Annotated in this window: 15 protein-coding genes; 11 read left to right on the top strand and 4 right to left on the bottom strand. The window is 58.4% G+C overall.

Annotation, left to right across the window (positions count from 1 at the left end; genetic code table 11):
- The first annotated feature begins 150 nt into the window (after positions 1 to 150).
- From R3C19_04595 to R3C19_04580, 4 genes are all read left to right on the top strand, one after another.
- Positions 151 to 4,131: an alpha/beta fold hydrolase gene (locus R3C19_04595; protein ID MEZ6059621.1), complete on the top strand. Its 3,981-nt coding sequence runs from the start codon at positions 151 to 153 to the stop codon at positions 4,129 to 4,131.
- A 222-nt stretch (positions 4,132 to 4,353) separates the two neighbouring features.
- Positions 4,354 to 4,917, top strand: coding sequence for a hypothetical protein (locus R3C19_04590; GenBank protein MEZ6059620.1), 564 nt, complete (start codon positions 4,354 to 4,356; stop codon positions 4,915 to 4,917).
- On the top strand, positions 4,917 to 5,744 hold the full coding sequence (locus R3C19_04585) for a hypothetical protein (protein MEZ6059619.1): 828 nt from the start codon (positions 4,917 to 4,919) through the stop codon (positions 5,742 to 5,744). The genes R3C19_04590 and R3C19_04585 overlap by 1 nt, the downstream gene beginning before the upstream one ends.
- Complete coding sequence (locus tag R3C19_04580; GenBank protein ID MEZ6059618.1) at positions 5,741 to 6,175, top strand: secondary thiamine-phosphate synthase enzyme YjbQ; 435 nt, start codon at positions 5,741 to 5,743, stop codon at positions 6,173 to 6,175. The genes R3C19_04585 and R3C19_04580 overlap by 4 nt, the downstream gene beginning before the upstream one ends.
- A gap of 433 nt (positions 6,176 to 6,608) precedes the next feature.
- On the opposite strand, the gene R3C19_04575 is transcribed toward R3C19_04580, so the two are convergent.
- Together R3C19_04575 and metG are read right to left on the bottom strand one after the other, a co-directional pair.
- Positions 6,609 to 6,815: a hypothetical protein gene (locus tag R3C19_04575; GenBank protein ID MEZ6059617.1), complete on the bottom strand. Its 207-nt coding sequence runs from the start codon at positions 6,813 to 6,815 to the stop codon at positions 6,609 to 6,611.
- A 91-nt stretch (positions 6,816 to 6,906) separates the two neighbouring features.
- Positions 6,907 to 8,982: a methionine--tRNA ligase gene (metG, locus tag R3C19_04570; protein ID MEZ6059616.1), complete on the bottom strand. Its 2,076-nt coding sequence runs from the start codon at positions 8,980 to 8,982 to the stop codon at positions 6,907 to 6,909.
- Positions 8,983 to 9,649: 667 nt separating this feature from the next.
- Between metG and R3C19_04565 the strand changes: the two genes are divergently transcribed.
- The 6 genes from R3C19_04565 to R3C19_04540 all read left to right on the top strand — a co-directional run bounded on the left by R3C19_04565 (position 9,650) and on the right by R3C19_04540 (position 20,182).
- Positions 9,650 to 11,011, top strand: a complete 1,362-nt coding sequence (locus R3C19_04565) for an MFS transporter (GenBank protein ID MEZ6059615.1) — start codon at positions 9,650 to 9,652, stop codon at positions 11,009 to 11,011.
- A 529-nt stretch (positions 11,012 to 11,540) separates the two neighbouring features.
- Positions 11,541 to 13,331, top strand: coding sequence for a hypothetical protein (locus tag R3C19_04560; protein MEZ6059614.1), 1,791 nt, complete (start codon positions 11,541 to 11,543; stop codon positions 13,329 to 13,331).
- A 236-nt stretch (positions 13,332 to 13,567) separates the two neighbouring features.
- Positions 13,568 to 15,298: a DmsC/YnfH family molybdoenzyme membrane anchor subunit gene (locus R3C19_04555; GenBank protein ID MEZ6059613.1), complete on the top strand. Its 1,731-nt coding sequence runs from the start codon at positions 13,568 to 13,570 to the stop codon at positions 15,296 to 15,298.
- Positions 15,295 to 17,505 carry a nitrate reductase gene (locus R3C19_04550; protein ID MEZ6059612.1) on the top strand — a complete coding sequence of 737 codons (2,211 nt, stop codon included), beginning with the start codon at positions 15,295 to 15,297 and terminating at the stop codon, positions 17,503 to 17,505. Before R3C19_04555 ends, R3C19_04550 begins: the two co-directional genes overlap by 4 nt.
- Positions 17,506 to 17,587: 82 nt before the next feature.
- Positions 17,588 to 19,042 (top strand): RecQ family ATP-dependent DNA helicase, encoded by a 1,455-nt coding sequence (locus R3C19_04545; protein MEZ6059611.1) that lies wholly within the window; start codon positions 17,588 to 17,590, stop codon positions 19,040 to 19,042.
- Positions 19,043 to 19,150: 108 nt separating this feature from the next.
- Entirely contained in the window at positions 19,151 to 20,182 is a 1,032-nt protein-coding gene (locus tag R3C19_04540; GenBank protein ID MEZ6059610.1) for a hypothetical protein, read from the top strand.
- A gap of 132 nt (positions 20,183 to 20,314) precedes the next feature.
- Here the strand turns inward: R3C19_04540 and argS are convergent, their stop codons facing one another.
- Positions 20,315 to 22,273 carry an arginine--tRNA ligase gene (gene argS / locus R3C19_04535; GenBank protein MEZ6059609.1) on the bottom strand — a complete coding sequence of 653 codons (1,959 nt, stop codon included), beginning with the start codon at positions 22,271 to 22,273 and terminating at the stop codon, positions 20,315 to 20,317.
- A 103-nt stretch (positions 22,274 to 22,376) separates the two neighbouring features.
- Between argS and R3C19_04530 the strand changes: the two genes are divergently transcribed.
- Entirely contained in the window at positions 22,377 to 23,018 is a 642-nt protein-coding gene (locus tag R3C19_04530; protein MEZ6059608.1) for a molybdenum cofactor guanylyltransferase, read from the top strand.
- Between the two features lie 112 nt (positions 23,019 to 23,130).
- Here R3C19_04530 and panB read toward each other — a convergent pair whose 3' ends face one another.
- Positions 23,131 to 23,931 (bottom strand): 3-methyl-2-oxobutanoate hydroxymethyltransferase, encoded by an 801-nt coding sequence (gene panB, locus R3C19_04525; protein ID MEZ6059607.1) that lies wholly within the window; start codon positions 23,929 to 23,931, stop codon positions 23,131 to 23,133.
- Positions 23,932 to 24,209 lie beyond the last annotated feature (278 nt).

The following is a 24,209-nucleotide window of genomic DNA, read 5'->3' as shown; positions in this document are numbered from 1 at the left end:
CAAACCGTCGCTTGAGATCCCGAACGGCGGATCCGAATCACTCCGGAATGCGACGATGTGCGGTCGCTTGCTCGTCAAACGCGGAATTGCGACGGTATAAATGTTCCGCCGACACGCCTTCCGGGAATTCTTTCGGGGACACCTGCCGCCATGCCGACTTGCCCACTGCGTTTTTGCCTTGCCCTGTTGATCGCGAACACTGCGTTTGCTCAAACGCAAATCGGCAGTCACCAGGATCTCACCTGGTATACGGACGCCGATGGAAGCCTGAAAACCATTTCGACGACAGCCGACTGGCAGCGACGTCGCGCATCCATTCTGGCCGGAATGGAGCGGGCGATGGGACCGCTGCCTGACCGCAGTAGTCCGCCGGAACTCGACATGCGAACCGTCGAGGAGAAGCCAGGTGATGGTTTTCTGCGCAGGACGATCACGTTTGCTTCCGCAGACGGAGACCGCATCTTTGCTGATCTTTATCTGCCGAACTCGGCCGCATCGGATAATCGTCAGCCGGCAATGCTGGCTTTGCATCCCACGGGAGCGCCCGGGAAGCGCATCATTGGCGGCGACACTCCGCGGCTCAATCGCCAGTACGCCACGGAACTGGCGCAGCGAGGCTACGTGGTCATTGCTCCGGACTATCCTTCGTTCGGAGACGCTGCTGACTATGACTTCAGCACTGACGATTACGTTTCCGGCACGATGAAGGGAATCGCCAATCACATGCGGTGCGTGGACCTGCTTCAGACGCTGAACATGGTCGATGGAGACCGCATCGGAGTCATCGGGCACTCGCTCGGCGGTCACAATGCGATGTTCGTCGGCGTTTTCGACCAGCGGCTGAAAGTAATCGTCAGCAGTTGCGGCTGGACTCCGTTCCATGACTACTACGCGGGCAACATCACCGGCTGGACCAGTGACCGCTACATGCCGCGCTTGCGGGACGAATTTGGTCTCGACCCGAACCGCGTGCCGTTTGATTTTTATGAAGTCATCGCCGCGCTGGCGCCGCGAGCCTTCTTTTCAAGTTCACCGGTGCATGACGACAACTTTGACGTTGCCGGTGTGAAGAAGGCAATTCCGAAGGCTGCGGAGGTCTACAGGCGATTCGACGCCGAATCACAGCTTCAGGTTCGCTATCCGGAATGCGACCACGACTTCCCGACGGAAACCCGTGCTGATGCATACCGGTTTATTGATTCGGTGCTGAACCACACACCGACTTCCGACATCGATTACGCGTCCGAACTGCCCCGCATCCCGCCGACAAGTCCCGTAGACGCGCTAAAAACGTTTCAACTCGCCGACGGCTTCGGTATCGAACAAACAGCAGCCGAACCGCTGGTCACCGACCCGGTGGCGATGAGCTTCGACGCCGACAGCCGCCTTTACGTTGCCGAAATGAAGGACTATTCCGAGCAGGAAAATGACTTTCTGGGTCAAATTCGATTACTGGAAGACACGGACGGCGACGGTCGCTTCGATACCAGCCACATATTTGCCGACGGATTTTCCTGGCCGACCGCCATCATCTGTTACGACGGCGGCGTCTTTGTCGGCGCACCTCCCGACATGCATTTCCTGCGCGATACCGACGGCGACGGCAGGGCCGACGAAAAGCGCACCGTGCTGACGGGTTTCGGTCGGGGCAATGTTCAGGGATTGCTGAACAGCCTGCGATGGGGGCTGGACAACCGAATTCACGGGGCCGCAAGTTCGGCGGCAGGCAGTGTCCGACGGCCGGACCAGCCCGAATCCTCCGGTGTCGACCTTCGCGGTCACGACTTTTCGTTCGACCCGCGAACGTTTGACATCCGCGCGGAGAGTGGCGGGGCTCAGCACGGCATGTGCTTTGACGACTGGGGACGCAAGTTCGTCTGTTCCAACAGTGACCACGCGCAGATGGTGGTCTATGACGAACGCTACACCAGCCGCAATCCGTCGCTGAGCGCGCGACCGCCGCGGATTTCGATTGCGGATGACGGTGGTCAGGCTCCCGTGTACCGCACAAGTCCGGTTGAACCGTGGCGAATCGTCAGGACTCGGCTGCGAGTGTCCGGGCAGGTGCGCGGACCAATCGAAGGCGGCGGCCGCGCGGCCGGATATTTCACCGGAGCCACCGGGATCACGATCTACCGGGGCAATGCGTACCCGCCGGACATGCGCGGCACGGCGTTCATCGCTGATGTCGGCAGCAACATTGTTCACCGAAAGAAACTGATTCCCAACGGTGTCACGTTCACCGCGACTCGCATCGACGAAGGCCGAGAGTTTCTGTCGTCGACGGATGTCTGGTTTCGCCCCGTACAGTTCGCGAACGCTCCGGACGGCTGCCTGCACATTCTGGACATGTGCCGCGAAACAATCGAACACCCGGCCAGCCTTCCCCCGGAAATCAAGCAGCACCTGGACCTGACCAGCGGACGCGACCGCGGCCGGCTTTATCGAATCGTGCCGGATGGATTCCACGCCGGTCCGTTGCCAAAGCTCCAGGGGCTGCCGTCGAGAGAACTCGCTGCGCTGCTGAATCACCGCAACGGCTGGCACCGCGACACTGCGGCTCGGCTGTTGTTCGAACGGCAGGACACAGGTGTGATTCCGCAACTGGTAGAGCTCGTCAGGACCGGCGATCTTCCGGAAGGACGAATCCACGCGATGTACGTGTTGAATGGTCTGTCTGGAACGCCGCGATCCAGTACGTCGCTTGATGCCGCAACCGTTCTTGCGGCGCTGCATGATCCGCACCCGCGCGTTCGGGAACACGCCGTTCGCCTGACCGAGCCGTTCGCGCAGAGTGCGAGCATCCGGGCGGAACTGGCCGAACGCATTACCGATTCTGATTCGCGAGTCCGTTTTCAACTGGGTCTGTCCGTCGGCGAGTTTTCCACAGAATTTCGCGACAACATCGTGCGGCAGCTTCTTAAGCGGGACGCGGCTGATCCGTGGATCGTGATGGCCGCGCTGAGTTCGCTGACGAGCAATTCGGCGCCGATGCTGACATCGCTGTTGTCAGATGCCGAGTTCATGAACAGCACGCCGGCCAGCGCCGTCATTGGCGAACTAGCGTCGCTGGTGGTGTCGCAGTCCGGCGACTCCGACATCGCCATGATCGCAGCCTGGATCACAGATGCGAGTGAGAACGACGCAGCCCGGACAGCCGATGTCCTGCGAACGCTGATGCTTCACGCGCCCGCTCTGACGAATCGGCTTCGAGTTGTTGACGGTGTCCATTCACAAATCAGCGCTGTGGTGGCAAATGCCCGCGACACTGTGACTGCCAACGGTGATGAGTCACCGCTCGTCGACCGAATTACGGCTGTTCGGGTCCTTGCCGCGGTACACGAACCATCCGATGCGGTCGGAGTTGCTGGTCTTCTGGAAGCTCGTGTTCCGGAAGAACTGCAAACCGCCGCCTTGACAGCGCTAAGTGCATACTCGTCGGTCGACGTCGCGCCGCACATCATCGATCGGTGGCCGACACTGACTCCTGCACTGCAGCGGTCAGCGGAAGAACTGCTGTTTTCCCGTGAGCCGTGGGTGACGCAGACGCTGGATGCGATCGCCGCCGGTAAGATGAAAGCGTCGGACATCAGCGTCGCCCGCTGGTCGATGCTGACATCGCACAGGGATGATTCGATCCGCGCGACTGCGCTGCGGCTGCAGCAGGCATCCGGTCAGTCGAATCGCTCTGAAATTGTCGAGCGATATCAGGCAGCACTGCAGCTCGCCGGAGATCCCGAACGCGGTCGGACAGTTTTCCGAAAAACCTGCGCGGCCTGTCATCGGGTGGAAGAGCATGGCCATGAGATCGGTCCGAATCTGGCCACGATCAGGAATCGCGGCCGGGAAGCGATCCTGCTGAATGTGCTCGACCCCAACCGCGAAGTGAACCCGCAATTCACGAACTATGTTGCTGTCACGAACGACGGGCTGACTCACACGGGAATGATCGCGAATGAATCGTCGACCGTCGTCACACTTCGGCGCGCGGAGGATCAGACCTCGACACTGCTGCGCCGGGACATTGACGATTTCCGTAACACCGGCCAGTCGCTGATGCCCGAAGGCGTGGAAAAAGACATCGACGTCGAGGCAATGGCCGATTTGCTGAGCTACCTGCTGAAGCCCTGAACTCAACTCGTTAGAATCCGGCTTCCGAGTCAGCGTATCAGTCTTGTCATCCGCGCAGGTTGCGACGGGCGGCGGCCTGAGACGGTCCGGAAACAACATAGAAACGGACGCCGTTCGTTTTTTGATGCCAGCGCGTCTCTGTTCGGAATCCGGCGGCTTTGCCACGCGATTTGACCCACACCGTATCGCAGCCGCGCAGATGTCGACGAAGCGAGAAATCTCATGCCTGAATCCGATGACCTCAACGACCATCTGGAACGAGCGTTCCGAAAACGCGATCGTCCCGCCGAAAACCTTCCCGTCAGGGTTGAAGCAAAGGCCGAATTGATTGCCCCGGATGACGAGCCGTCTTCGGAAGAAGAGATTGAACACGACAAGATGGGGATGATCAGCCGGCTGCGACTTCGCAACGCTGAGTCCGCTCACGAGCTGCAGAAGGCTCGCACGGTCTACGACACCGAAATGAGCCTGATCCGCCACAAAGCAGACGCGGCCATACGCGAAAGCAAAGCGTTCTGGGACGCGAAGTCCGTCGAGGTCGCCGAATCCATCAAGACGTACGTGCAGTCGACGATCCGTGCCCTGGAAATCGACCGTCTGGATTCCCGCAACGCCGATCTGCAGCGAGCCTACGAGTCAGCGTCCGCAGCGCTGGAAAAAGCAAAGTCGTCCGCGATACCGGAAGTCATGAAGGACCGGCTGATTCAGGACATCCTGAACAACTTTGAAACGACCGTGGAACGCATCAAGAACGACACGATCGTGTCGAAGTACGATCTGGATTGATGGCGGAAATGCACGATCCCGTCCCCGATTATTCCCGACTTCCCGAAGAGCCCGCCGACCATCTGGGACGGCTGGGACTGGGGATGCTGGTTCTGTTGTTCATCCTGCTGGTTTTGACTCTGGTGTTCGCACTCGGTCAGCGGGCAGAGCAGTTTCGGTGGGACACTTTTCGAAGCGGCATGCTCGCGTTCGGAGCGATTTCGCTCAGCGCTGTGCTGCTGGTGTCTCTGCTTGCGGGGGCGTTGAAGTTAAGCGTTCTGCTCTGGCCGAAGACCGCCACCAATCAGCGGGAGAAGATTCGATTGTTCATGGCCCGGAGAAAAGCCGTGGCGGCGATCGATCGCAAGCAGCAGTTGTGTGAGGAACGAGCCCGCCTGACGGCACGGCTTCAGGCGACTTATCTTTTTGAAAAGGAATCGTCAAAGCTGGCCAATGTCCAGGCGTCGCGTGAGTTCCGGGAAGCCCTGCAGAAGAGCGTGACACGAAGCTGCGAAATCGCCTTCGAACACATTACCCGCGTGGTCTCGCAGTACCAGCAGGTCGTGGCGGAAATCGAATCGTCTCCATTGTGTGACGCCGAAAAAACGCAGCTTCTGGACGCTCTGGCAGAGCAACTGGATATCTCCGCCGTGGAAGATCGCAGTCGAGGGGCTCAGCAGATGATGGAAGCCGAAATCTGGAAAGTCCGGTTCCGGAAAGCGCGCCTGCTGGCGAAGGAGAATCCCGAACGAGCCGTCACCTACCTGCGAAGAATCCAACCCGAAGCCCGCGGACCGAGACTGAACGAGAAGATCGAGTCACTGATCGAGAAGACAAGCGAACAATGAACCAGTGGTTTCAGACAGAAGTGACTCTTCCCGGGTTTTCGCGGGGCTGCCATCTGATTACGAATCACATTCTGCGCGGCGTACCGCAGTTGCAGCAGTTCCGAGTCGGCCTGATGCATGTGTTCATCCGGCACACGTCGGCATCGCTGACGCTGAACGAAAATGCCGATCCGGATGTGTTGACGGACATGAACATGGCACTGGAACGGCTGGCTCCGGAATCCTTGCCGTACGTGCATACCTGCGAAGGCCCGGACGACATGCCGGCTCACGTCAAGGCGGCTCTGACGGACACGTCATTGACAATTCCCGTCGCCAACGGCCGGCTGCTGACCGGAACGTGGCAGGGCATCTACCTGTGCGAACACCGCAACCACGGCGGCCGGCGGAAACTGATCGTGACGATTCAGGGCGATATCGAAGCGGCGTGAACGCACTCGACTCACTCACAGCCGTGACGGAATGGGATGGTCAAATTCCATGTTCGCAAGAGAGCGTTCGGCTTCTGCGGGAGTCAGCAAACAGCAGCATCGTAATTTCCGAGAATATCTCTTCAGGAAGAGTTCTGAGTGGTCTCCACACGGCAGGTTCCCGATCGACGCGGTCCATGCCAGAAAACCCGGCGTCAATAATCCTGATTCAATTGAAACGTCGTTCTGACGACGAACATCGATCTGTGCTTCGGGATGTGATTCCTGGTATCTCTCGAGTGCACATCCAGAACCTGACGGACTCGCGCGTCGGTCGTGTGTTTCGTCTGCTAGTCATGTTAAACGTCCGTCACCGCTTGCCATGGTCCGGTGGAATGCTTAGCACCAGGCATGGTCGAACCTTGGCCATCGTTCCGAGATCAACCAGCGAACGTCACTTCGCCTGGGTAGCCGCGTCATCGAATTCCTCCGCGTCCAATGCAAGGAAGGTCTCCGTCGCGATACCGACGAGTTGTTCATCCGTCAGCCGCTGCCCTGACAGCTCACCGCTTCGTCGCAACAACTCGGTCATTAGCTCATGCTGTTCCTGTGGGGAAAGCGAGTCAAAAACGGCCAGTAGCTGAGATGCAGTTTCTGTCATCAAGCGGTCCTTGTGTCGATGCATTTGCCTCGTCCGACCGGTTGAAAACCATAACAACATTCGGACATCGACCGTATGGATGTTTTCCCTCTCAATGCACGCGCTGTCCCGGCACTGCCCCGTCATCCGGACTCAGCAGGAAGACTTCTTTTCCACCGCTGCCGCTGGCGCAGACCATTCCCTGACTGAGGCCGAACTTCATCTGGCGGGGTTTCAGATTCGCCACGCACACTACCAGTCGTCCGATCAGTGTTGCCGGATCGTAGGCGGACTTGATGCCGGCGAAGACGTTGCGAGTCTCTCCGCCGCCGAGTGACAGGGTCAACTGCAGCAGTTTGTCGGCACCTTCGACGTGACCGGCTTCGATGATCCGGGCGACTCGCAGATCGACCTTCATGAAATCGTCGATCGTGCATTCACCGGCCAGCGGTTCCTTCGCCAGAGCGTCGCCGGAATCCTTCCACGTGTCCGCCGCGTGGAACTCGGGACCGGTGGTTTCCGTGCCGGCACCAGCGTCGGCGGCGTTGTCTTCTTTGCTGTCTTCAATCATGGCTTGAACCTGCTTGTCCTCAATACGTTTCATTAAATGAGTGAATGCGCTGACGGGTGTTCCCAGCAGCGGAGTCTGACTTTCGTCCCAGTGTTTGATCGGTGCGTTGAGCAGTTCTTCTGTCTGTTTTGCCAGAGTCGGCAGTACGGGCGCAAGGTAAATCACAAGTTGCCGGAACAGATTCAGCGCGACAGTGCAGACGTCGCGCAACTCGCCGACCCTGGCCGGATCCTTGCGGAGCACCCACGGCTGATGATCTTCCACGAACTTGTTGGCCTTGTCTGCCAGCAGCATGATTTCGCGAATGGCCGCGTTGTAGTTGCAGTCTTCGTAGGCTGCGGCGATCGCGTCGCCTCCTGCAGCGGCCTGTTCGAAGAGGCCGCCGTCGTCCGGGTACGTTTCGCTGAGACTCTGCTCGGCGACAAACTTCGCCGTTCGAGAAGCCAGGTTGACCAGCTTGCCCACCAGATCGGCGTTGGCCTTGCTGACGAATTCGTCCAGATTCAGGTCGATGTCGTCCAGCCCCGAACCCAGTTTGCTGGCGTAGTAGTATCGCAGAACCTCCGGCGGCAGGTGTTTCAGGTACGTCGAAGCCATCACGAACGTGCCCTTCGACTTCGACATCTTCTCACCCGCCACGGTCAGAAAACCGTGGATGTGCACCTTCTCGGGAAGGTTGCAGTCTGCCGTCTTCAGCATTCCCGGCCAGAACAGCGTATGGAAATACGTAATATCCTTGCCGATAAAGTGATGCACTTCGGCGTCAGAATCGCTTCGCCACCAGTCTGCGAAGTTTTCATCGTGTCGGTCGCACCACTGCTGAGTCGACGCCATGTAGCCGATCGGAGCGTCAAACCAGACGTACCAGTAGTTGCCGGGACTGTCGGGAATTTCAAAGCCGAAATACGGAGCCGGCCGCGAAATATCCCAGTCCCGCAGCGGCTCACCCAGGAAGTGGCCTTTCAGATAGTTGGTGACCTCGGGCTGCAGATGTCGCCCGGATTGAGTCCAGTCGTTCAGAAATTCGTGCAGTTGTTCCAGCTCGATGAACAGATGTGGCGCAGATCGTACTTCCGGCGTTGCACCGGACAGCGTGCTCTTCGGATCAAGCAGGTCCGCCGGAGTGTACGTCGTGCCGCACTTGCTGCAGTTGTCTCCCGGCTGGTCCGGTGACTTGCACTTCGGGCAGGTGCCTCGCACGAAGCGATCGGCCAGAAACGTGCCGGCTTCGGGGTCGTACAACTGCTGCACTTCCTTTTCGCTGACAAGTCCGGCCTGACGAATGGCGGACCACAGCCGATGGCAGCATTCGCGGTTTTCCTCGCTGTCGGTGCTGCCATAGTTGTCGAATTCGATACCGAACGAATTAAAGTCGCGCAGGTGGGCTTCCTGCATGTCGGCAATAACGTCTTCCTCGCGGCGACCTTCCTTGCGGGCACGGATCATGATCGCTGTGCCGTGCGTGTCGTCGGCACAAACATACACGCAGCGATGGCCGCGGAGCTTCTGGAAACGCACCCAGATGTCCGTCTGGATGTACTCAACCAGATGACCGATGTGGATGTGCCCGTTGGCGTAGGGCAGGGCGGATGTGACCAGAATGCGTCGCTGTGTCATAAGGAATTTTTCTGCGCGAAGGCTGCAATTTCAGCGCGAATTGGACAGGACGGGCTGCTGAGGGTCAACGCCACTGTCGGCAGGCGGCGATTCATCCCGTTCCTGAAACCACGACACAAGCACCGATCCGCAGGGTTCGCCGGGCCTCGTGCGATTGCCGAACCGGTCTGAGTTCCTTTCGTGGCCCGCTGGCGATTTAACGTCGAAGCCGTGATCTCTGCACCACGAGAGTTTCGGAGACTTCCGTGATCGAATCGGAAGTCAGTCACCTTCACTTCCAACGCCGATTTTCGATTGCCCGGCGATGGAGGATCACACGCGTCGACCACGTCACGACGGGTTTTCCAGACGACCTGGCACTGACCAGAGCCGTCGCCGCTTGAGAATGCCGTATGAGCCAGCGCTCACCGGGGCGCCTTGCCTTTGGCGGTCGCCTGACTTTTGGGCAGTGATGCCGACATATCAATCGGTTGGCAGCGACGCTGCGTTCGGCCACTTCTTTACGTCAACAGCAGACATTTCGGCGAGTGCCTGCAATTCACGCATGTTGCTGGCTGACTGTGAATCTTATTAACAAATGGCATGTTCGTTGCGTACGGCGCCGTCTGGCAGATTGGCAGGCGAGGACCATTCAGTTTGCTTTGATTCACGATTGTCGGACCTCTCAATGCTCAATTCACAAAAGGCCAAACGGATTCAGCTGTTCAATTTCTCGTCGCCGCAGATGCGGGCGTTCCATATGTCGTGGTTCGCCTTTTTTCTGTGCTTCTTCGCGTGGTTCGGCATTGCACCATTGATGAAAGTCGTTCGCGAAGAAATGGATCTTTCGAAGGATCAGATTGGCTGGTGCATTATTGGGTCAGTGGCCATCACAGTCCTGGCTCGGCTGTTCATCGGGTGGTTGTGTGATCGAGTCGGACCGCGAATTGCCTATACGTGGCTGCTGATTCTGGGGTCGCTGCCGGTGATGGTGATCGGCTTTGCTCATGACTTTCAGACGTTTCTGATCTTTCGAGTTCTGATCGGAGTGATCGGAGCTTCGTTCGTGATCACTCAGTATCACACTTCGGTCATGTTTGCCCCGAATTGTGTGGGAACCGCGAATGCCACGACAGCCGGCTGGGGCAACCTCGGTGGCGGAGTGACTCAGCTGGTGATGCCGCTGCTGTTTGGTCTGTTCGTCACGACACTGGGTTTCACTGAACAATCCGGCTGGCGTGCGGCGATGGTCGTTGCCGGTGCTGTGTGTGCTCTGACCGGAAGTTGCCTATTACTTTTTGACCAGGACACTCCGGAAGGCAACTTCGCAGATCTCCGAGCGAGCGGGCAGATGCCGGAATCGAAGACGGTCAAAGGCACGTTTCTGGAAGCCTGTCGCGACAGCCGAGTCTGGGCGTTGTTCGTCATTTACGGAGCCTGTTTCGGGATCGAACTGACGATCAACAACGTCGCAGCACTCTACTTCGTCGACTACTTCGAATACTTCCAGAACATGGACCCGCTGAAGGCTGTCGGCACCGCAGGACTGATTGCCAGCCTGTTCGGCCTGATGAATATTTTTGCTCGAACGCTGGGTGGTGTGTTTGGTGACAAGTTCGGTGAAAAGTGGGGGCTTTCGGGCCGAGTCCGATGGCTGTTCATTGCATTATTCTGCGAGGGTCTGGCTCTGATGCTGTTCGCCAGAATGCACACACTGACGCTGGCCATTCCGATGCTGCTGCTGTTCAGTCTGTTTGTGCAGATGTCAGAAGGAGCGACCTTCTCGGTCGTGCCGTTCATCAATCGTCGAGCTCTGGGATCAGTTGCAGGAATCGTCGGTGCCGGTGGAAACGCGGGTGCCGTCGCGGCGGGCTTTCTGTTTAAGTCTTCCGCAATCACATGGCCCACCGCGCTGTTCATCCTCGGTGCCGTCGTGACCGGGTGTTCCTTCCTGAGCTTCCTCGTGAAGTTCAGCGAAAGCACAGAACGTGAATTCGCTCCACAGCCGGTTGCCGAACCGATCGCAGGTGCAGTTCCGGTCGGAACCTAAACGAGCGATGTGTTGGAGTACAGCCTTCAGGCTGCCGCCGCTTAGTGAAGCAAACACAGGCTAGAACGCCCCCTTTTTAGGTGAGCAGTCGAGATTCCACCGACGCAAGCGAGCTGTTGAATTAATCAAAAAAGCACCTCTTCTCGGTTAACCCGTGGCCTCGCGGGTTTGAAGTTGCGCATTTCGTCAGGGCTGGAAGCCCGGCAAATCGTCAGCCGGTGGCGTGAGCCACCGGACCAGAGAAAAGACAGCAATTCAGGGCCGGAGGGTCGACACATTTTCCCGTGTTTCGGCCCTTCAGGCCTCGGGTTGTTGACGCTCGCAAACCGGTGGCTCACGCCACCGGCATTGGATGTATCGGCCCTCCGGGCCTGAAATCGCGCAAATTAAAAACCGCGCGGCCAGGTTTTGGGGAGCAGCTTGGCCTCACGGCCACGGGTCAAACGAATGAAACGACAGTTTGCAAGGTCGGTGGCGATCAGCGAGACGTGTCGTTTCAAGAATGAAACCGAGTGACGGGTAAGCGGTGATGGCAAATCCGATTGAAGTGTGGAAGGCTGAAAAGCATCCGTTTGACGTCTGGCCCGACGTTCAGCAGTACGCAGCGGCGTCGACGCCCATGGATCAGATTCCCGCACCGGATCTGGAGCGGATGAAGTGGCACGGATTCTTTTACCGGAAACGTGATGCTCCCGGCCGTTACATGAACCGCATTCGCATCACCGCGAATGAAATGACGGCGGATCAGGCCAAAGAAATCGCGTTGATGGCTTACGAATATGGCCACGGGATCGTTGACATTACCACACGAGCCAATGTCCAGATTCAGGGACTGGAAATCAGTCATCTACCAAAGGTGACGACCCGTTTGGAGAAGGTTGGGCTGACTTCCAAACAGACCGGCCATGACAACATTCGGAACGTGTTCGGACACCCATTCAGCGGACTGATGTCACACGACCTGATCGACACGCGGCAGTTGTGTCGCGATGTCGACGCCATCTATCTGGACAATCGTGACTTTTCGGATCTGCCGCGGAAACTGAACATCTGCTTCAACGGAACCGAAGACCATCCGGCTCACTACTGGACGCAGGATCTCAGCTTTCTGGCAGCTCACAATTCCGACGGCGACGTCGGATTCCAGGTCCTGCTGGCGGGCACTCAGGGACAGAATCCTCGGCTGGCGTGGCACCTTCCGGTGTTTGTCTACCCGGATCTGGTCGTTCCGCTGACGACGGCAATCATCGAACTGTTTCGAGCAAAGGGGGCCAGGGAAAGACGCAACAACGCGCGGTTGCGGTTTCTGGTCGAAGAAATCGGCATCAGCGGTGTGTTGCAGTGGCTGGAGGAAAAACTTCTCTTTCGACTGGAACCATCAATTGCGGAACCGATTCCGTCATCGACACCGGAAGAATTCGTCGGCTGGTATCGCCAGAAGGAAACGAAGCTGTGGACGATGGGGCTATCTGTGCCGCTGGGTCGAATGACGTGGAGGCAACTGGAAGGGCTGGCGATTCTCAGCCGCAAATGGGGCAGTGGCGAACTGCGGACGACTCAGGAACAGGGCATTGCCGTCATTAACATTCCCACGGGTTTCAAATCCGCCGCGGCGACCGACGCAGCCGCACTGGGACTGAGCGTTCATGCGGACGAATATGAACTGAACACCATGGCCTGCACGGGCAGTCAGTTCTGCAACATTGCCGTCACGGAAACTAAAGGGCACATGCTGCAACTGATCAACAAGCTGCGAAAGAAGGCTCTCAAGCTGCATGGAATTCGCATTCACATGAGCGGTTGTCCATCCAGTTGTGCTCAGCATTTCACCGCCGACATCGGTCTGAAGGGTGTTCGGGTTCGCCGATTGATCGGAACTCGCGAAGGCTTCGACGTGTGTCTGGGAGGCGGCATCTCCGGGCAGGTTCACATGGGGCTGCCCTATCGACTGGGAGTTGACGTTGACCAGCTTCCGAATCTTGTCGAAGAGGTCACGAATGAATACTACCTGAAACACAAGCCCGGCCAGACGTTCAGCAGTTACTGGCGAGAACGCATTCAGGCTGAAGAAGCTCAGAAGGTCGGCGACACGGATTACACCGTCCCCACATGGGTCTGCGAAGGCTGCAATCATCAGCATCAGGGCGAAGATCCGCCCGTCTTCTGTCCCGGCTGTGCTGGTCTGCGAAGGTACTTTGCTCGGTTGGAATCGGACACCGAACCAGCAGGTTCTGTGGCGGAAACTTCGCCGCCACCGCAAGCCGAGCCTGCAAGTTCGTCCTTCATCGATCGGCCGGAAAATGTGTACGCAAAATCGTAGTGGACGAGGCCACGAGGCGAAGGATGTCGGTCAATGTATTAGGGCAGATCGATCAGTGAAGGTCGCCTTTCGCTCCGCGAAAGCAGCGATTCCCGCGACCTTTCGCGGAGCGAAGGCGACATTAGTTTCCAAGGTGATCCTACATCAGGCTCCCACCTGACAACTCTGAACACATTGTCAGGCAGGAACCTGGCCCACACGGTTGAATCGCGCGCCGATGCAAAACAATTTCACCAATGCAGACTGAGCCGCTACAGCGCGAAGAACCAGGGACGCTGCTGCCTGTGATTCAGGCACCGCGTGCTTCCGCTGCGCCGTCGTTGCTGGAAATGTTGCTGCAGGATCAACAACAGTTGACCGCGGTGGAAGAGTTTTCTCAGCATCATGATCGGATGGCTTCCGCCGATTCCTTTCCGGCGCAGGCTCGCTACTATCGACGACTTTTGCCGTCGGCTCCGCCGAGCGTCGGGCAGCAGTATGCCTTTGACGTCGATCTGGATCGCTGTTCCGGATGCAAGGCGTGCGTTGTGGCCTGCCATTCGCTGAATGGTCTCGACGAAAAAGAAACCTGGCGCGACGTCGGTCTGCTGATCGGCGGCACGCGGACTCAGCCCGTGATGCAGCACGTGACGACGGCCTGTCATCACTGCCTGGAACCGGGATGCATGGAAGCCTGTCCGGTGGATGCGTATGAAAAGGATCCCGTCACCGGAATCGTGAAACATCTGGACGATCAGTGTTTCGGCTGTCAGTACTGCACTCTGGCCTGTCCGTACGATGTTCCCAAATATCACAGCGGCAAAGGCATCGTTCGCAAGTGTGATATGTGTGCCGACCGCTTGGCGGTTGGAGAAGCTCCGGCGTGTGTGCACTCCTGTCCGCACGAAGCGATTGCCATCCGAGTCATCGACGTCGCCGAAGTTCGAGAGAATGCGGAAGCCGATTCGTTTCTTCCCGCGGCCCCGGAACCGCACCTCACCTTTCCGACAACCACGTTTCGCACAAAGCGAGTCTTTCCCCGCAACATGCTGCCCGCCGATTATTACTCGGTGAATCCTCAGCATCCGCACTGGCCACTGATTCTGATGCTGGTGCTCACGCAGTTATCGGTCGGGACCTTTGCGGTGGGACTGGCGCTGGAATCGTGGCTGGACGAAGCCGCACTCACCGTCTTTCGGCCACTGCAGTCCGCGGTGGCTCTGACGTTGGGGCTACTGGCGCTCGGCGCAAGTACTCTGCATCTGGGGCGGCCGCAGTATGCTTTTCGAGCCATCATTGGCCTTCGACATTCGTGGCTCAGTCGCGAGATCGTCGCTTTCGGACTGTTTGCTGCGACGGCATCGGCGTATGCGGCACTGGTCTGGTGGAATCTGTTGCCGGTTGCCCTGCTGCGAATCGCCGGACAGGCCGTCGTCGCGACGGGAACACTGGGGCTGTTCTGCTCGGCCATGATTTATGTCTTCACCAAACGCGAATTCTGGAGTTTCAGTCAGACCGCCACAAAGTTCGCTTTGACGGCACTGAATCTGGGTGTCGCCACCACGTTTCTGGTGATCTTTCTGTTTGCCATCGCCGGACGCGATCAGAACGCAGCATTGTTGTATTCACAGGCTGGCGAACTGCTGGCGAAGACCCTGTTGCTGGGCACCGCTGTGAAGCTGCTGTTTGAAGCGTCCCTGCTGACTCATCTGATGAAACATCGAAACTCGCCTTTGAAGCGGTCGGCTCGACTGCTGACCGGGCCATTGTCGGGAACGCTGATCGTCCGAACCGCCACGGGCCTGTTGGGCGGCTTCATGATGCCATTGTTTCTGCTGACCGAAAAACAAACAACGATCGACAGTCTGCCGTCTTTGATGACTGTGGGAATTCTGTTTCTGGCGTGTCTGGCCGGAGAGTTGACGGAACGTTATCAGTTCTTCGCCGCCGTCTCCGCACCGCGTATGCCTGGAGGTCCGCGACGATGATGCTGAAAGAACTGCTGCGTGCTCATTCCGGCCCACTGACTCGGGAACTCCTGCGCGAACCCGGCCAGTTCGGACTCGGACAACTTCCGACAACGCTGCTTCCGGAGGCAACAACGCGATCCGTCTGCGGCTACTGCGCGACGGGTTGCGGCCTGAACATTCACCTGCGCGACGGGGAAGCCATTGGTCTGTCGCCCGAAACCGATTATCCCGTGAATTTGGGAATGGCGTGTCCCAAAGGCTGGGAAGCGCTGACAGTGCTGGATTCGCCGGATCGAGCCACCACGCCGCTGCTGCGTTCGTCGCGAAGCGGATCGCTGCAGCCGGTGGACTGGCCGCGAGCGATGAACGAATTCGTCGGGCGTTTCAAAGCCATTCAGCAGACTCACGGGAACGATTCGGTTGCGTTCATCAGCACCGGGCAGCTGGTCACGGAGGAAATGGCCTTTCTGGGAGCATTGGCCAAGTTCGGCATGGGCATGCTGCACGGAGACGGAAACACTCGACAGTGCATGGCGTCGGCCGTGGTTGCGTACAAGCAGGCGTTCGGATTCGACGCGCCGCCGTACACCTATGCCGACTTTGAAGAATCGGATGTGATCGTGCTGGTGGGCAGCAATCTGTGCCTGGCTCATCCGATCATGTGGGAACGAGTCATGCGGAATCCGCATTCGCCGGAGATCATCGTGATCGATCCCCGCATGACTGAAACCGCCATGAACGCCACTCAGCATCTGCCGCTGAAACCGAAAAGCGATCAGTCGCTGCTGTATGGGATTGCTCGCGAACTGATCAGTCGCAACGCGTTGGCTCATGATTTTATCCGAACCAGCACGAACAGCTTCGATGAGTTCGCTGAATTCGTTCAACCGTTTACTCGGGAACGAGTCGTTCAGGAAACCGGCCTCTCGGCGGAGCAGTTCGATCGCTGCGTCGACACGATTCAGCGCGGTCAGCGAGTTTCGTTCTGGTGGACCATGGGCGTCAACCAGAGTCATCAGGGCGTCCGCACAGCGCAAGCCATCATCAATCTGGCACTGATGACCGGGAATATCGGTCGTCCGGGCACCGGAGCCAATTCCATCACCGGACAATGCAACGCGATGGGCTCGCGGTTGTTCAGCAATACGACAGGACTGCTCGGCGGGCGGGATTTCGACAACGCCGATCATCGAGGACAGGTGGCCGACATTCTGCAGATTGATGAAAACACGATCCCGCGAGAGAACTCGTGGGCCTACCACGAAATTCTGGAAGGCGTTCTGCGAGGAAAAATCCGGGGCCTGTGGATTCTGTGTACCAATCCGGCTCATTCGTGGATCAATCAGAATTCCGCTCGTGACATTCTGGAACGGCTCGACTTTCTGGTCGTGCAGGACATGTACCATTCCACCGAAACCGCTCGCATGGCCGATCTCGTTCTGCCTGCCGCCGGTTGGGGCGAAAAAGACGGAACGTTCATCAATTCCGAGCGTCGCATCGGTGTGACTCGAAAGGTTCGTCGAGCTCCCGGGCAGGCTCTGTCTGACTTCAACATCTTTCGCCTGGTGGCAGACGCGTGGGGCTGCGGTGACATGTTTGCTCGCTGGACATCACCGTCCGCCGTGTTTGAGCTGCTGAAGGAACTCAGCCGAAACATGCCATGTGACATCACCGGAATCGAAGGCTATCGCGACCTTGCCGAATCCGGCGGAATGCAGTGGCCGCTGTCGGAACAAGCCCGTCCCGAATGCTCGTCGGACGAAGGCCTGCGCGAACGTCGTCTGTTTGCCGATGGCCGTTTCTTTCACGCCGACGGTCGAGCTCGTTTCATTTTTGAAGAACCCAGGCCGCTGCGAGAAAACCCGTCCGCCGCGTTTCCGTTCCTGCTGCTGACCGGCCGAGGCTCCGCGAGTCAGTGGCACACACAGACGCGGACGTCCAAGTCGGCCGTGCTGAAGAAACTGTATCCGGAACATCCCTTCGTTGAAGTCAATCCCATGGACGCCCGAGACCTCAGGATCAGCCACAACGAAACCATCATCGTCGAGTCCCAGCGAGGCCGCATGACGGCGACAGCCTTGCTGACACACAACGTCCAGCCCGGCCAGGTGTTCATTCCCATGCACTACGAAACCACCAACCGCCTGACCGACGCCGTCTTCGACCCCTACTCAAAACAACCCGCCTACAAAGCCTGCGCGGTGCGGCTGCGCGGTGGCGTTTGATGCCAGGCATGAAACTTGACACCGTGCCGCCGGTCGTTCGAATGGGTCTGCCGGGATCGACTCGTCCTGCTAAGATTGTCGAATGACGACACCCGAGCAGATTTTGAGCACAAACTTCGGTCATCAGCACTTTCGCGGACCGCAGCGGCAGATTATCGAACACGTGTTGAGCGGTCGGCATGCGCTGGTCATCATGCCGACCGGGATGGGAAAATCGCTGTGCTATCAAATTCCCGCGATTGTGATGGGGCAGAGCAGGGTTGGATCAAAGCCGCCGGTGACGCTGGTACTTTCGCCGCTGATCGCACTGATGAAGGACCAGGTGGATGCGCTGCAGGACAAGGGAATTCGCGCTGCGTTCATCAATTCGTCGCTGCGCAAGACAGAACGCGAGCAGCGGTACGCAGCAGTCGCGGAGGGACGCTTTGATCTGCTGTATGTGACGCCGGAACGATTTCGCAAGCAGGAATTTCTGGATGTGATTGCACGGCGCGACGTGCGGCTGCTGGCTGTCGATGAAGCTCACTGCATCAGCGAATGGGGACACGATTTTCGTCCCGACTACACGCGGCTGAGCGAACTGCGCGAGCTGATGGGAGGACCGACCACGATTGCTCTGACGGCAACCGCGACTCCCGAGGTTCAGGCGGACATCGTCCGGCAGCTCGGTCTTGAACCTGCCGACATGTCGCTGTTTCACGAAGGAATTGCCCGTCCGAATCTTGAACTGCGCGTGGTCGATGTCTGGGACACGGACGAGAAGCTGGAAAGCATGCAGGACGTTTTTCGTCGCTGGCTGACTCCGGATTCCACCGGCAGCGGTATCGTGTACTTCACTCTGATTCGAACTCTGGAAGAGTTCAGTGACCTTCTGCGAAAAGCGGGCGTGGAGCACGTGTGTTATCACGGCGGGCTGGAACGTCGGGATCGCCGAGCCATTCAGGAGAATTTCATGGACGGCCGAACCCGTCTGGTTCTGGCTACGAACGCGTTCGGCATGGGTGTCGACAAGGAAGACATTCGTTTCGTCGTCCACGCAGACGTGCCGGGATCCATGGAATCGTACTATCAGGAAATCGGCCGCGCCGGACGCGACGGAGAACCGGCCGAATGTGTTCTGCTGTATGACCAGCGAGACCTGAATACTCAGATGGAATTCATTCGCTGGAGCAATCCCGATACCGATTTCTATCAGCGGACGTACAGTCACCTGGTCAACGACGCGGAACAGATCCGGGCCTTCGGAATTGACTGGCTGCGCGAGCGTCTGTGCGACCGGCAGAGGCACGATCGACGCGTTGAAACGGTGTTGTCGATGCTGCAGCGATACGGCGTGATCGAAGATGAAATCAACCTGGATACCGTCGAAGTTTCCGGTTCGCTGCCCGAACTGCTTCAGGATGACGAGCGGCTGGAAGCGAAGCTGCTGCGAGACCAGAAGAAGCTTTATGCTCTGGTGCAGTATGTCCAGACGGAAGGCGACCGAAAGGCGTTCATACACAACTATTTCGGGCTGCCGGTGCCGGATTCCCCCTGAGCTGACGACCGGCGGCCGGCCCGTTCCATAGTCTTCTGGACCTGCGTCGCGGATGCGGCAACAATGGTGCCCCGTAAATTATCTGCCTGATCGTCAGAGAGGTTTGTCATGAAGTTGGTCGCCCTGTCGCGCGAGTTCCTGTCCTGGATGCCGGCCGCCTGCTGCCTGTCAGTGTTTGCATTTGCCTTTCAGGAGCCGGAAACACTGACTCCGGCGGCGCTGGATCAGGGAGCCGCTGCCGATGCCGCGGCAGATGAGGTGTCTGACGAGCAAGCAGGTCCGGAGTATGTCCGGATCCGCAGGAACGAACGCAATCTGGCGGCAGCACTTGAGACGTCTGTTGTGCGACTCGGTAACTCAAAGCAGTTTCCCGAAAAGACCGTCGACCTGGTGGGTGCCATCCATCTGGGTGAGCCGCAGTACTACGACCAGTTGAACAAGCTGTTCGCAGATTACGACGTATTGCTGTACGAAGCTGTGATGCCGGAGGCCGCAGTGGAACGCGGGTTACGTCCGGGCGGCGGCGGAGCGCACCGGGAACGACCCTCAGACGAACAGGACGGCCCGTCTGTCGAAGAGGAATGGAATGAAGCCAAGATCGGGATGCATGCAATCTCCGTGCTGCAGCTTGGCATGAAGGATGCTCTGGGGCTGGAGTTTCAACTGGCGGGAGTCAACTACGCCGCCAGCAACTTCGTTCATGCGGACATGACTCAGGAGGAATTTGAATCGGCCATGGCGGCCCGGGGCGAATCGTTTTCCGAAATGCTGCTGCGCGAAATGGGCAAGGCTGCGATCGCTCAGCAAAAGGAAAACCCAATCGCTTCTCAACTGGACCTGATGTTTTCGCTGCTGACATCGGATCGTATCTACCGCGTGCGGCGCATTGCAGCCGTGCAGCTTGCGAAGGCCAGTGAAGGCGACGCGTTCGCAGGAGCGGATGGCATGTCCACGATTATCACAGAACGCAACAAGAAGGCTCTGCAGGTGCTGCGAAAGGAACTTCGTGGCAAGGCGAAGAAGATCGGCATCTTCTACGGAGCCGGCCACTTTGCCGACATGGAAAAACGGCTGGTGGAACAATTTGGCTTCGAGCGCCAGTCGGAAGTGTGGCTAACCGCCTGGAAACTGCGTGAGTAGTCGGAAGATGTCCCGCGCGATCCGTATCTGCCCCTGGCGAGCAGCGCGACGTGAGTCCGCTTTCGTCGCACATGGCACGCAGCACAATTTCGGACTGACGTCGTGCAGTTTGAGCTCTCGCTGAATGCCTGGCTACATTACTTCAGCAGTTTCAATTCCCAGCAGAGACAGGCCGGTTTTCAATGCGCGGGCCATCAGATCACACAGCAGCAGTCGGCTCGTACGAATCGCACCGGATTCCGCAGCCTGCACGGAACACGTGTTGTAAAACGCACTGAAGCGGTCGGCGGTTTCAAACAGCCAGGCAGTGAGCTGGTTGGGGCGGTAGTCGGACAGCACCGCGGAAATTGCTTCGTCAAATCGCAGCAGTTGCAGGATCAGGCTTCGTTCTTCGGGAGCGGTCAGCAGGATCTTTTCGCCGGAAGTCCGCAGTGTTTCGCGATCGACATTCAGCTTGCGGAAGATGCCGCAGATGCGAGCGTACGCGTACTGCATGTAGGTGGCGGTGTCGCCGCTGGTGGCCAGCATCTTGTCCCAGTCGAAGATGTAGTCGCTGTCCCGGTTGTGTCGCAGGTCGGCGTACTTGATTCCTCCGACACCCACGATTTCCGCCACCCGCGCACGCTGATCTTCAGACAGCAGCGGCTCGTCACGGTTGTCGTCGTTTTCGTTGACGATCCGTCGGGCGCGCGCGATCGCTTCGTCAATCAGGTTCTCCAGACTGATATTTTCTCCGGAACGCGTTTTCAGCGGCTTCCCGTTTTCGCCCATGACGGTGCCGAAGCTGACATGGCGGCAGGGCAGCCCCGTGTAACCCCAAAGCGCGGCCGTTTGAAACAGAAGCTGAAAATGTTCGGACTGGCGCTTGTCGACGACGTACACCAGTTCATCGGCGGCAAGCTGGTCCACGCGATATCGGATCGTGGCCAGATCGCTTGTGGCATACGTGTACGCCAGATCCGATTTCTGCACGATAAACGGTGCGTCGTTGCCTTCGATGAAGACACAGGTGGCTCCGGCGCTTTCCTTCGCAAGGTTCTTCTGTTTCAGGCTTTCGACAACATCCGCCAGCATCGGGTTGTAGAAGCTTTCACCCAGCGCCAGATCGAAGGAGATGTGCAGCCGGTCGTAGATGTGGTCCAGAGCCTTCAGGCAGGCGGGAAGAAACTGATCCCACAGGTTCTGATTGTCGGGGTCTCCGGCATGCAGCTTCGACGTTTCCACGCGAGCCTGGCGGGCGATGTCCGGGTGAGCATCCGCGGACGCCTTCAGCGCGGGATCGGCATCGACGGCAGCAATCTTTGCGGTGGCACTGCTGATTGAATCTTCGAGTTCCGTGATCTGCTTCTGCAGGGCCTTCAGGTTTTTCTTCGCTTTCCTGTCCGACGGGTCGATTGCCGCTTCCTGACGCTGCAGTTCGGAACGCTTCGTCGTGAGTTCCGTCGAAAGCTGCGGAAGTTTCGCACCGGCGTCGTGGTAGTCGCTCAACTGATTCACGAGTTTGTAAAGCCGAGCCAGTTCGGCGACCGCGTCCTTCCGGTACGCCGATTCGTCAACGAAGTTGCGATACCCGAAGATGATCATTCCAAACTGCGTACCCCAGTCGCCGATGTGGTTGTCGCTGGTCACGCGATGACCAGCGAATCTCAGCGTGCGGCAGAGGGCGTCTCCGATGACGGTACTGCGCAGGTGGCCGACATGCATCGGCTTGGCAACGTTGGGCGAGGAGAAGTCGACGACGACGTGCTTCGGATTCGCAGCCGGCTGAACTCCCAGCCGTTCGTCCTGCGTGATGGAGTTGATCTGCTGCTGAATCCATTCATCCTTTAGTCGCAGATTGATGAAGCCGGGACCGGCGATTTCGGGCGGTTCGCAGAGGTCATCCACGTTCAGTGAAGCAACGATGTCCGCTGCAATGTCGCGAGGCGGCTTGTTCAGTACAGCCCTGAGCGGCATTGCACAGTTCGCCTGGAAATCACCGAACTTCGGGTCGGTAGACGGTCGAATCATGTCCAGCAAAGGAACGACATCATCAACCAGCGGTGCCAGTGCCGTTTGAAATCGTGAGCGGAGTGTGTTCAGAATGCTCATGGAACCGGAGCTGTTGGAAATGTTGCGGCCAAAACTGCAGCGCCGGCGGAAACGATCGTGAATGCCGGGAATTCAGCGGCCCTGTGAATGCAGGCGGGTGCGGATGGTGGCGGTCAAAGACGAGGAATGCAAGCAGCCGAACGGACCGGCGGCGGTCGTGCTGACCGGCGGGGAATCCCGGCGGATGGGCCGCGAAAAGCACCTGCTGCCGTTCGGAAACGAAGTTCTGCTGCAGCGAATCTGCCGACTGCTGCGACCAGTGGCGTCGACGATCGTTGTCGTGGCCGCATCCGGCCAGGAAATGCCTGCGTTGCCGGGAGATGTCGCGGTGGTTCGCGATGAATTTCCGGGTGAAGGACCGCTGGGCGGCATCATCACGGGAATGGCGGCTCTTCGTGACGAAGTCAATATCGACTCGGCGTGGGTCTGCGGTTGCGACAATCCGTTTGTCAATCCCGGCGTCGTTCAGTTTCTGCACCGCGAACTGGCGGATTTCGACGCTGTCGTTGTTCGCGATGGCGGACGCGTTCTGCCGCTGAGTGCGGTTTATCGCCGTTCGGTGGAACTGACGGCTCGCAGGTTGTTTCAGGACGGCGAAAGGCGAGCTTCCGCAATCGCCGGAAACGTCAGGACTCGATCGGTAGAGGCTGACTCAATACGAGACTTCGATCCGGAACTGTTGTGTCTTTGGAACATGAACACGTCCGGGGAATACGAACAGGCGCTGGCTCGCGCGAGGCAATGAACCTTGCGAACCGGTCAGTCCCGTGTCGCTTTTCGTCATTCCCTCGCAGGCGGGAACGCAGCTTTGAACTCTGGGTTCCCGCCCGTGCGGGAATGACGGGGCGCGTGTGCCGTCAGTGGGAATGTTCCTGGCCGGGGAACGTTCCTGCTTCGACTTCGGCGACGTACTTTCGCACGGCGGTTAGCGCCTGAGTGCGCAGGTCCGCGAAATGTTTCAGGAACTTTGGTTTGAAGTCGGCTGTCAGTCCCAGCATGTCGGGACCGACCAGCACCTGGCCGCTGCAGTGCGGTCCGGCTCCGATGCCGATCGTCGGAATTGACACCGCTTCCGTAATTCTGCGGGCAATGTCGGCGGGGACGAGTTCCAGCACGATACCAAATGCCCCGGCGTCTTCCGCCGCTCGGGCATCGTCGAGCAACTGCTGTTCATCGCGCTGGATCTTTCCCATGCCGCCGAATTGACGGACCGCCTGAGGTCTCATGCCCACGTGAGCCATCACGGGCACTTCGGCTCGCCCGATCGCCTGAATTGTTTCCGACTGAATGCGGCCGCCTTCCAGTTTGACCGCATCGGCTCCGGTTTCCTTGATGATTCGACCGGCATTGCGAACGGCTTCCTGGGGCGACACCTGATACGACAGAAACGGCATGTCGACGACCACCAGGGCTCGCTGAACGGCTCGGCAGACGATCCTGCCGTGGTAAATCATTTCGTCGAGCGTCACGGGCAGCGTGGTCGAGTGTCCCTGCACAACCATCGACAGGCTGTCACCGACAAGAATGCTGTCGACGCCGGCTTCGTCCATGATTCCGGCCCACAGGTAGTCGTAGGCCGTCACCATCGACAGCTTCTGCCCATCCGCAGCGGCAGCCATGAACCGAGGGACTGTGATTTTGCGTGGAGGACCGGGCATGTGTTCTGGCTTCATGGAATTCTGAATCACGAAGGCACAGAGAACACGGTGTTGGTGGCCGATGTTCTTCTTCGTGTTCTAGGTGCCTCTGTGTTTCAATCCGGCGGTTACGTCTTCGCCATCAGAAATCGCTGCGGGAAACGTACAGGCAGCCGATCCCAAGGACAACGGCAAGGAAGGCGATGTTGCTCAGCAGCGGTTTCCAGACATCAAACGTTACGCGTTCTTCCAGCAATTCGCGGCGGGCGGAGCCTGGTTGCGGCTGACCCTGGTTGACG

It is taken from the genome of Planctomycetaceae bacterium (assembly GCA_041398785.1).
Classification (GTDB): Bacteria; Planctomycetota; Planctomycetia; order Planctomycetales; family Planctomycetaceae; genus JAWKUA01.
This window is presented reverse-complemented; position numbering and strand designations above follow the sequence as displayed.

Coding starts and splice junctions, on each gene's coding strand:
- R3C19_04595 (MEZ6059621.1), top strand. CDS start 151: ATGCCGACTTGCCCACTGCGTTTTTGCCTTGCCCTGTTGATCGCGAAC.
- R3C19_04590 (MEZ6059620.1), top strand. CDS start 4,354: ATGCCTGAATCCGATGACCTCAACGACCATCTGGAACGAGCGTTCCGA.
- R3C19_04585 (MEZ6059619.1), top strand. CDS start 4,917: ATGGCGGAAATGCACGATCCCGTCCCCGATTATTCCCGACTTCCCGAA.
- R3C19_04580 (MEZ6059618.1), top strand. CDS start 5,741: ATGAACCAGTGGTTTCAGACAGAAGTGACTCTTCCCGGGTTTTCGCGG.
- R3C19_04575 (MEZ6059617.1), bottom strand. CDS start 6,815: ATGACAGAAACTGCATCTCAGCTACTGGCCGTTTTTGACTCGCTTTCC.
- metG (MEZ6059616.1), bottom strand. CDS start 8,982: ATGACACAGCGACGCATTCTGGTCACATCCGCCCTGCCCTACGCCAAC.
- R3C19_04565 (MEZ6059615.1), top strand. CDS start 9,650: ATGCTCAATTCACAAAAGGCCAAACGGATTCAGCTGTTCAATTTCTCG.
- R3C19_04560 (MEZ6059614.1), top strand. CDS start 11,541: ATGGCAAATCCGATTGAAGTGTGGAAGGCTGAAAAGCATCCGTTTGAC.
- R3C19_04555 (MEZ6059613.1), top strand. CDS start 13,568: ATGCAGACTGAGCCGCTACAGCGCGAAGAACCAGGGACGCTGCTGCCT.
- R3C19_04550 (MEZ6059612.1), top strand. CDS start 15,295: ATGATGCTGAAAGAACTGCTGCGTGCTCATTCCGGCCCACTGACTCGG.
- R3C19_04545 (MEZ6059611.1), top strand. CDS start 17,588: ATGACGACACCCGAGCAGATTTTGAGCACAAACTTCGGTCATCAGCAC.
- R3C19_04540 (MEZ6059610.1), top strand. CDS start 19,151: ATGAAGTTGGTCGCCCTGTCGCGCGAGTTCCTGTCCTGGATGCCGGCC.
- argS (MEZ6059609.1), bottom strand. CDS start 22,273: ATGAGCATTCTGAACACACTCCGCTCACGATTTCAAACGGCACTGGCA.
- R3C19_04530 (MEZ6059608.1), top strand. CDS start 22,377: ATGGTGGCGGTCAAAGACGAGGAATGCAAGCAGCCGAACGGACCGGCG.
- panB (MEZ6059607.1), bottom strand. CDS start 23,931: ATGCCCGGTCCTCCACGCAAAATCACAGTCCCTCGGTTCATGGCTGCC.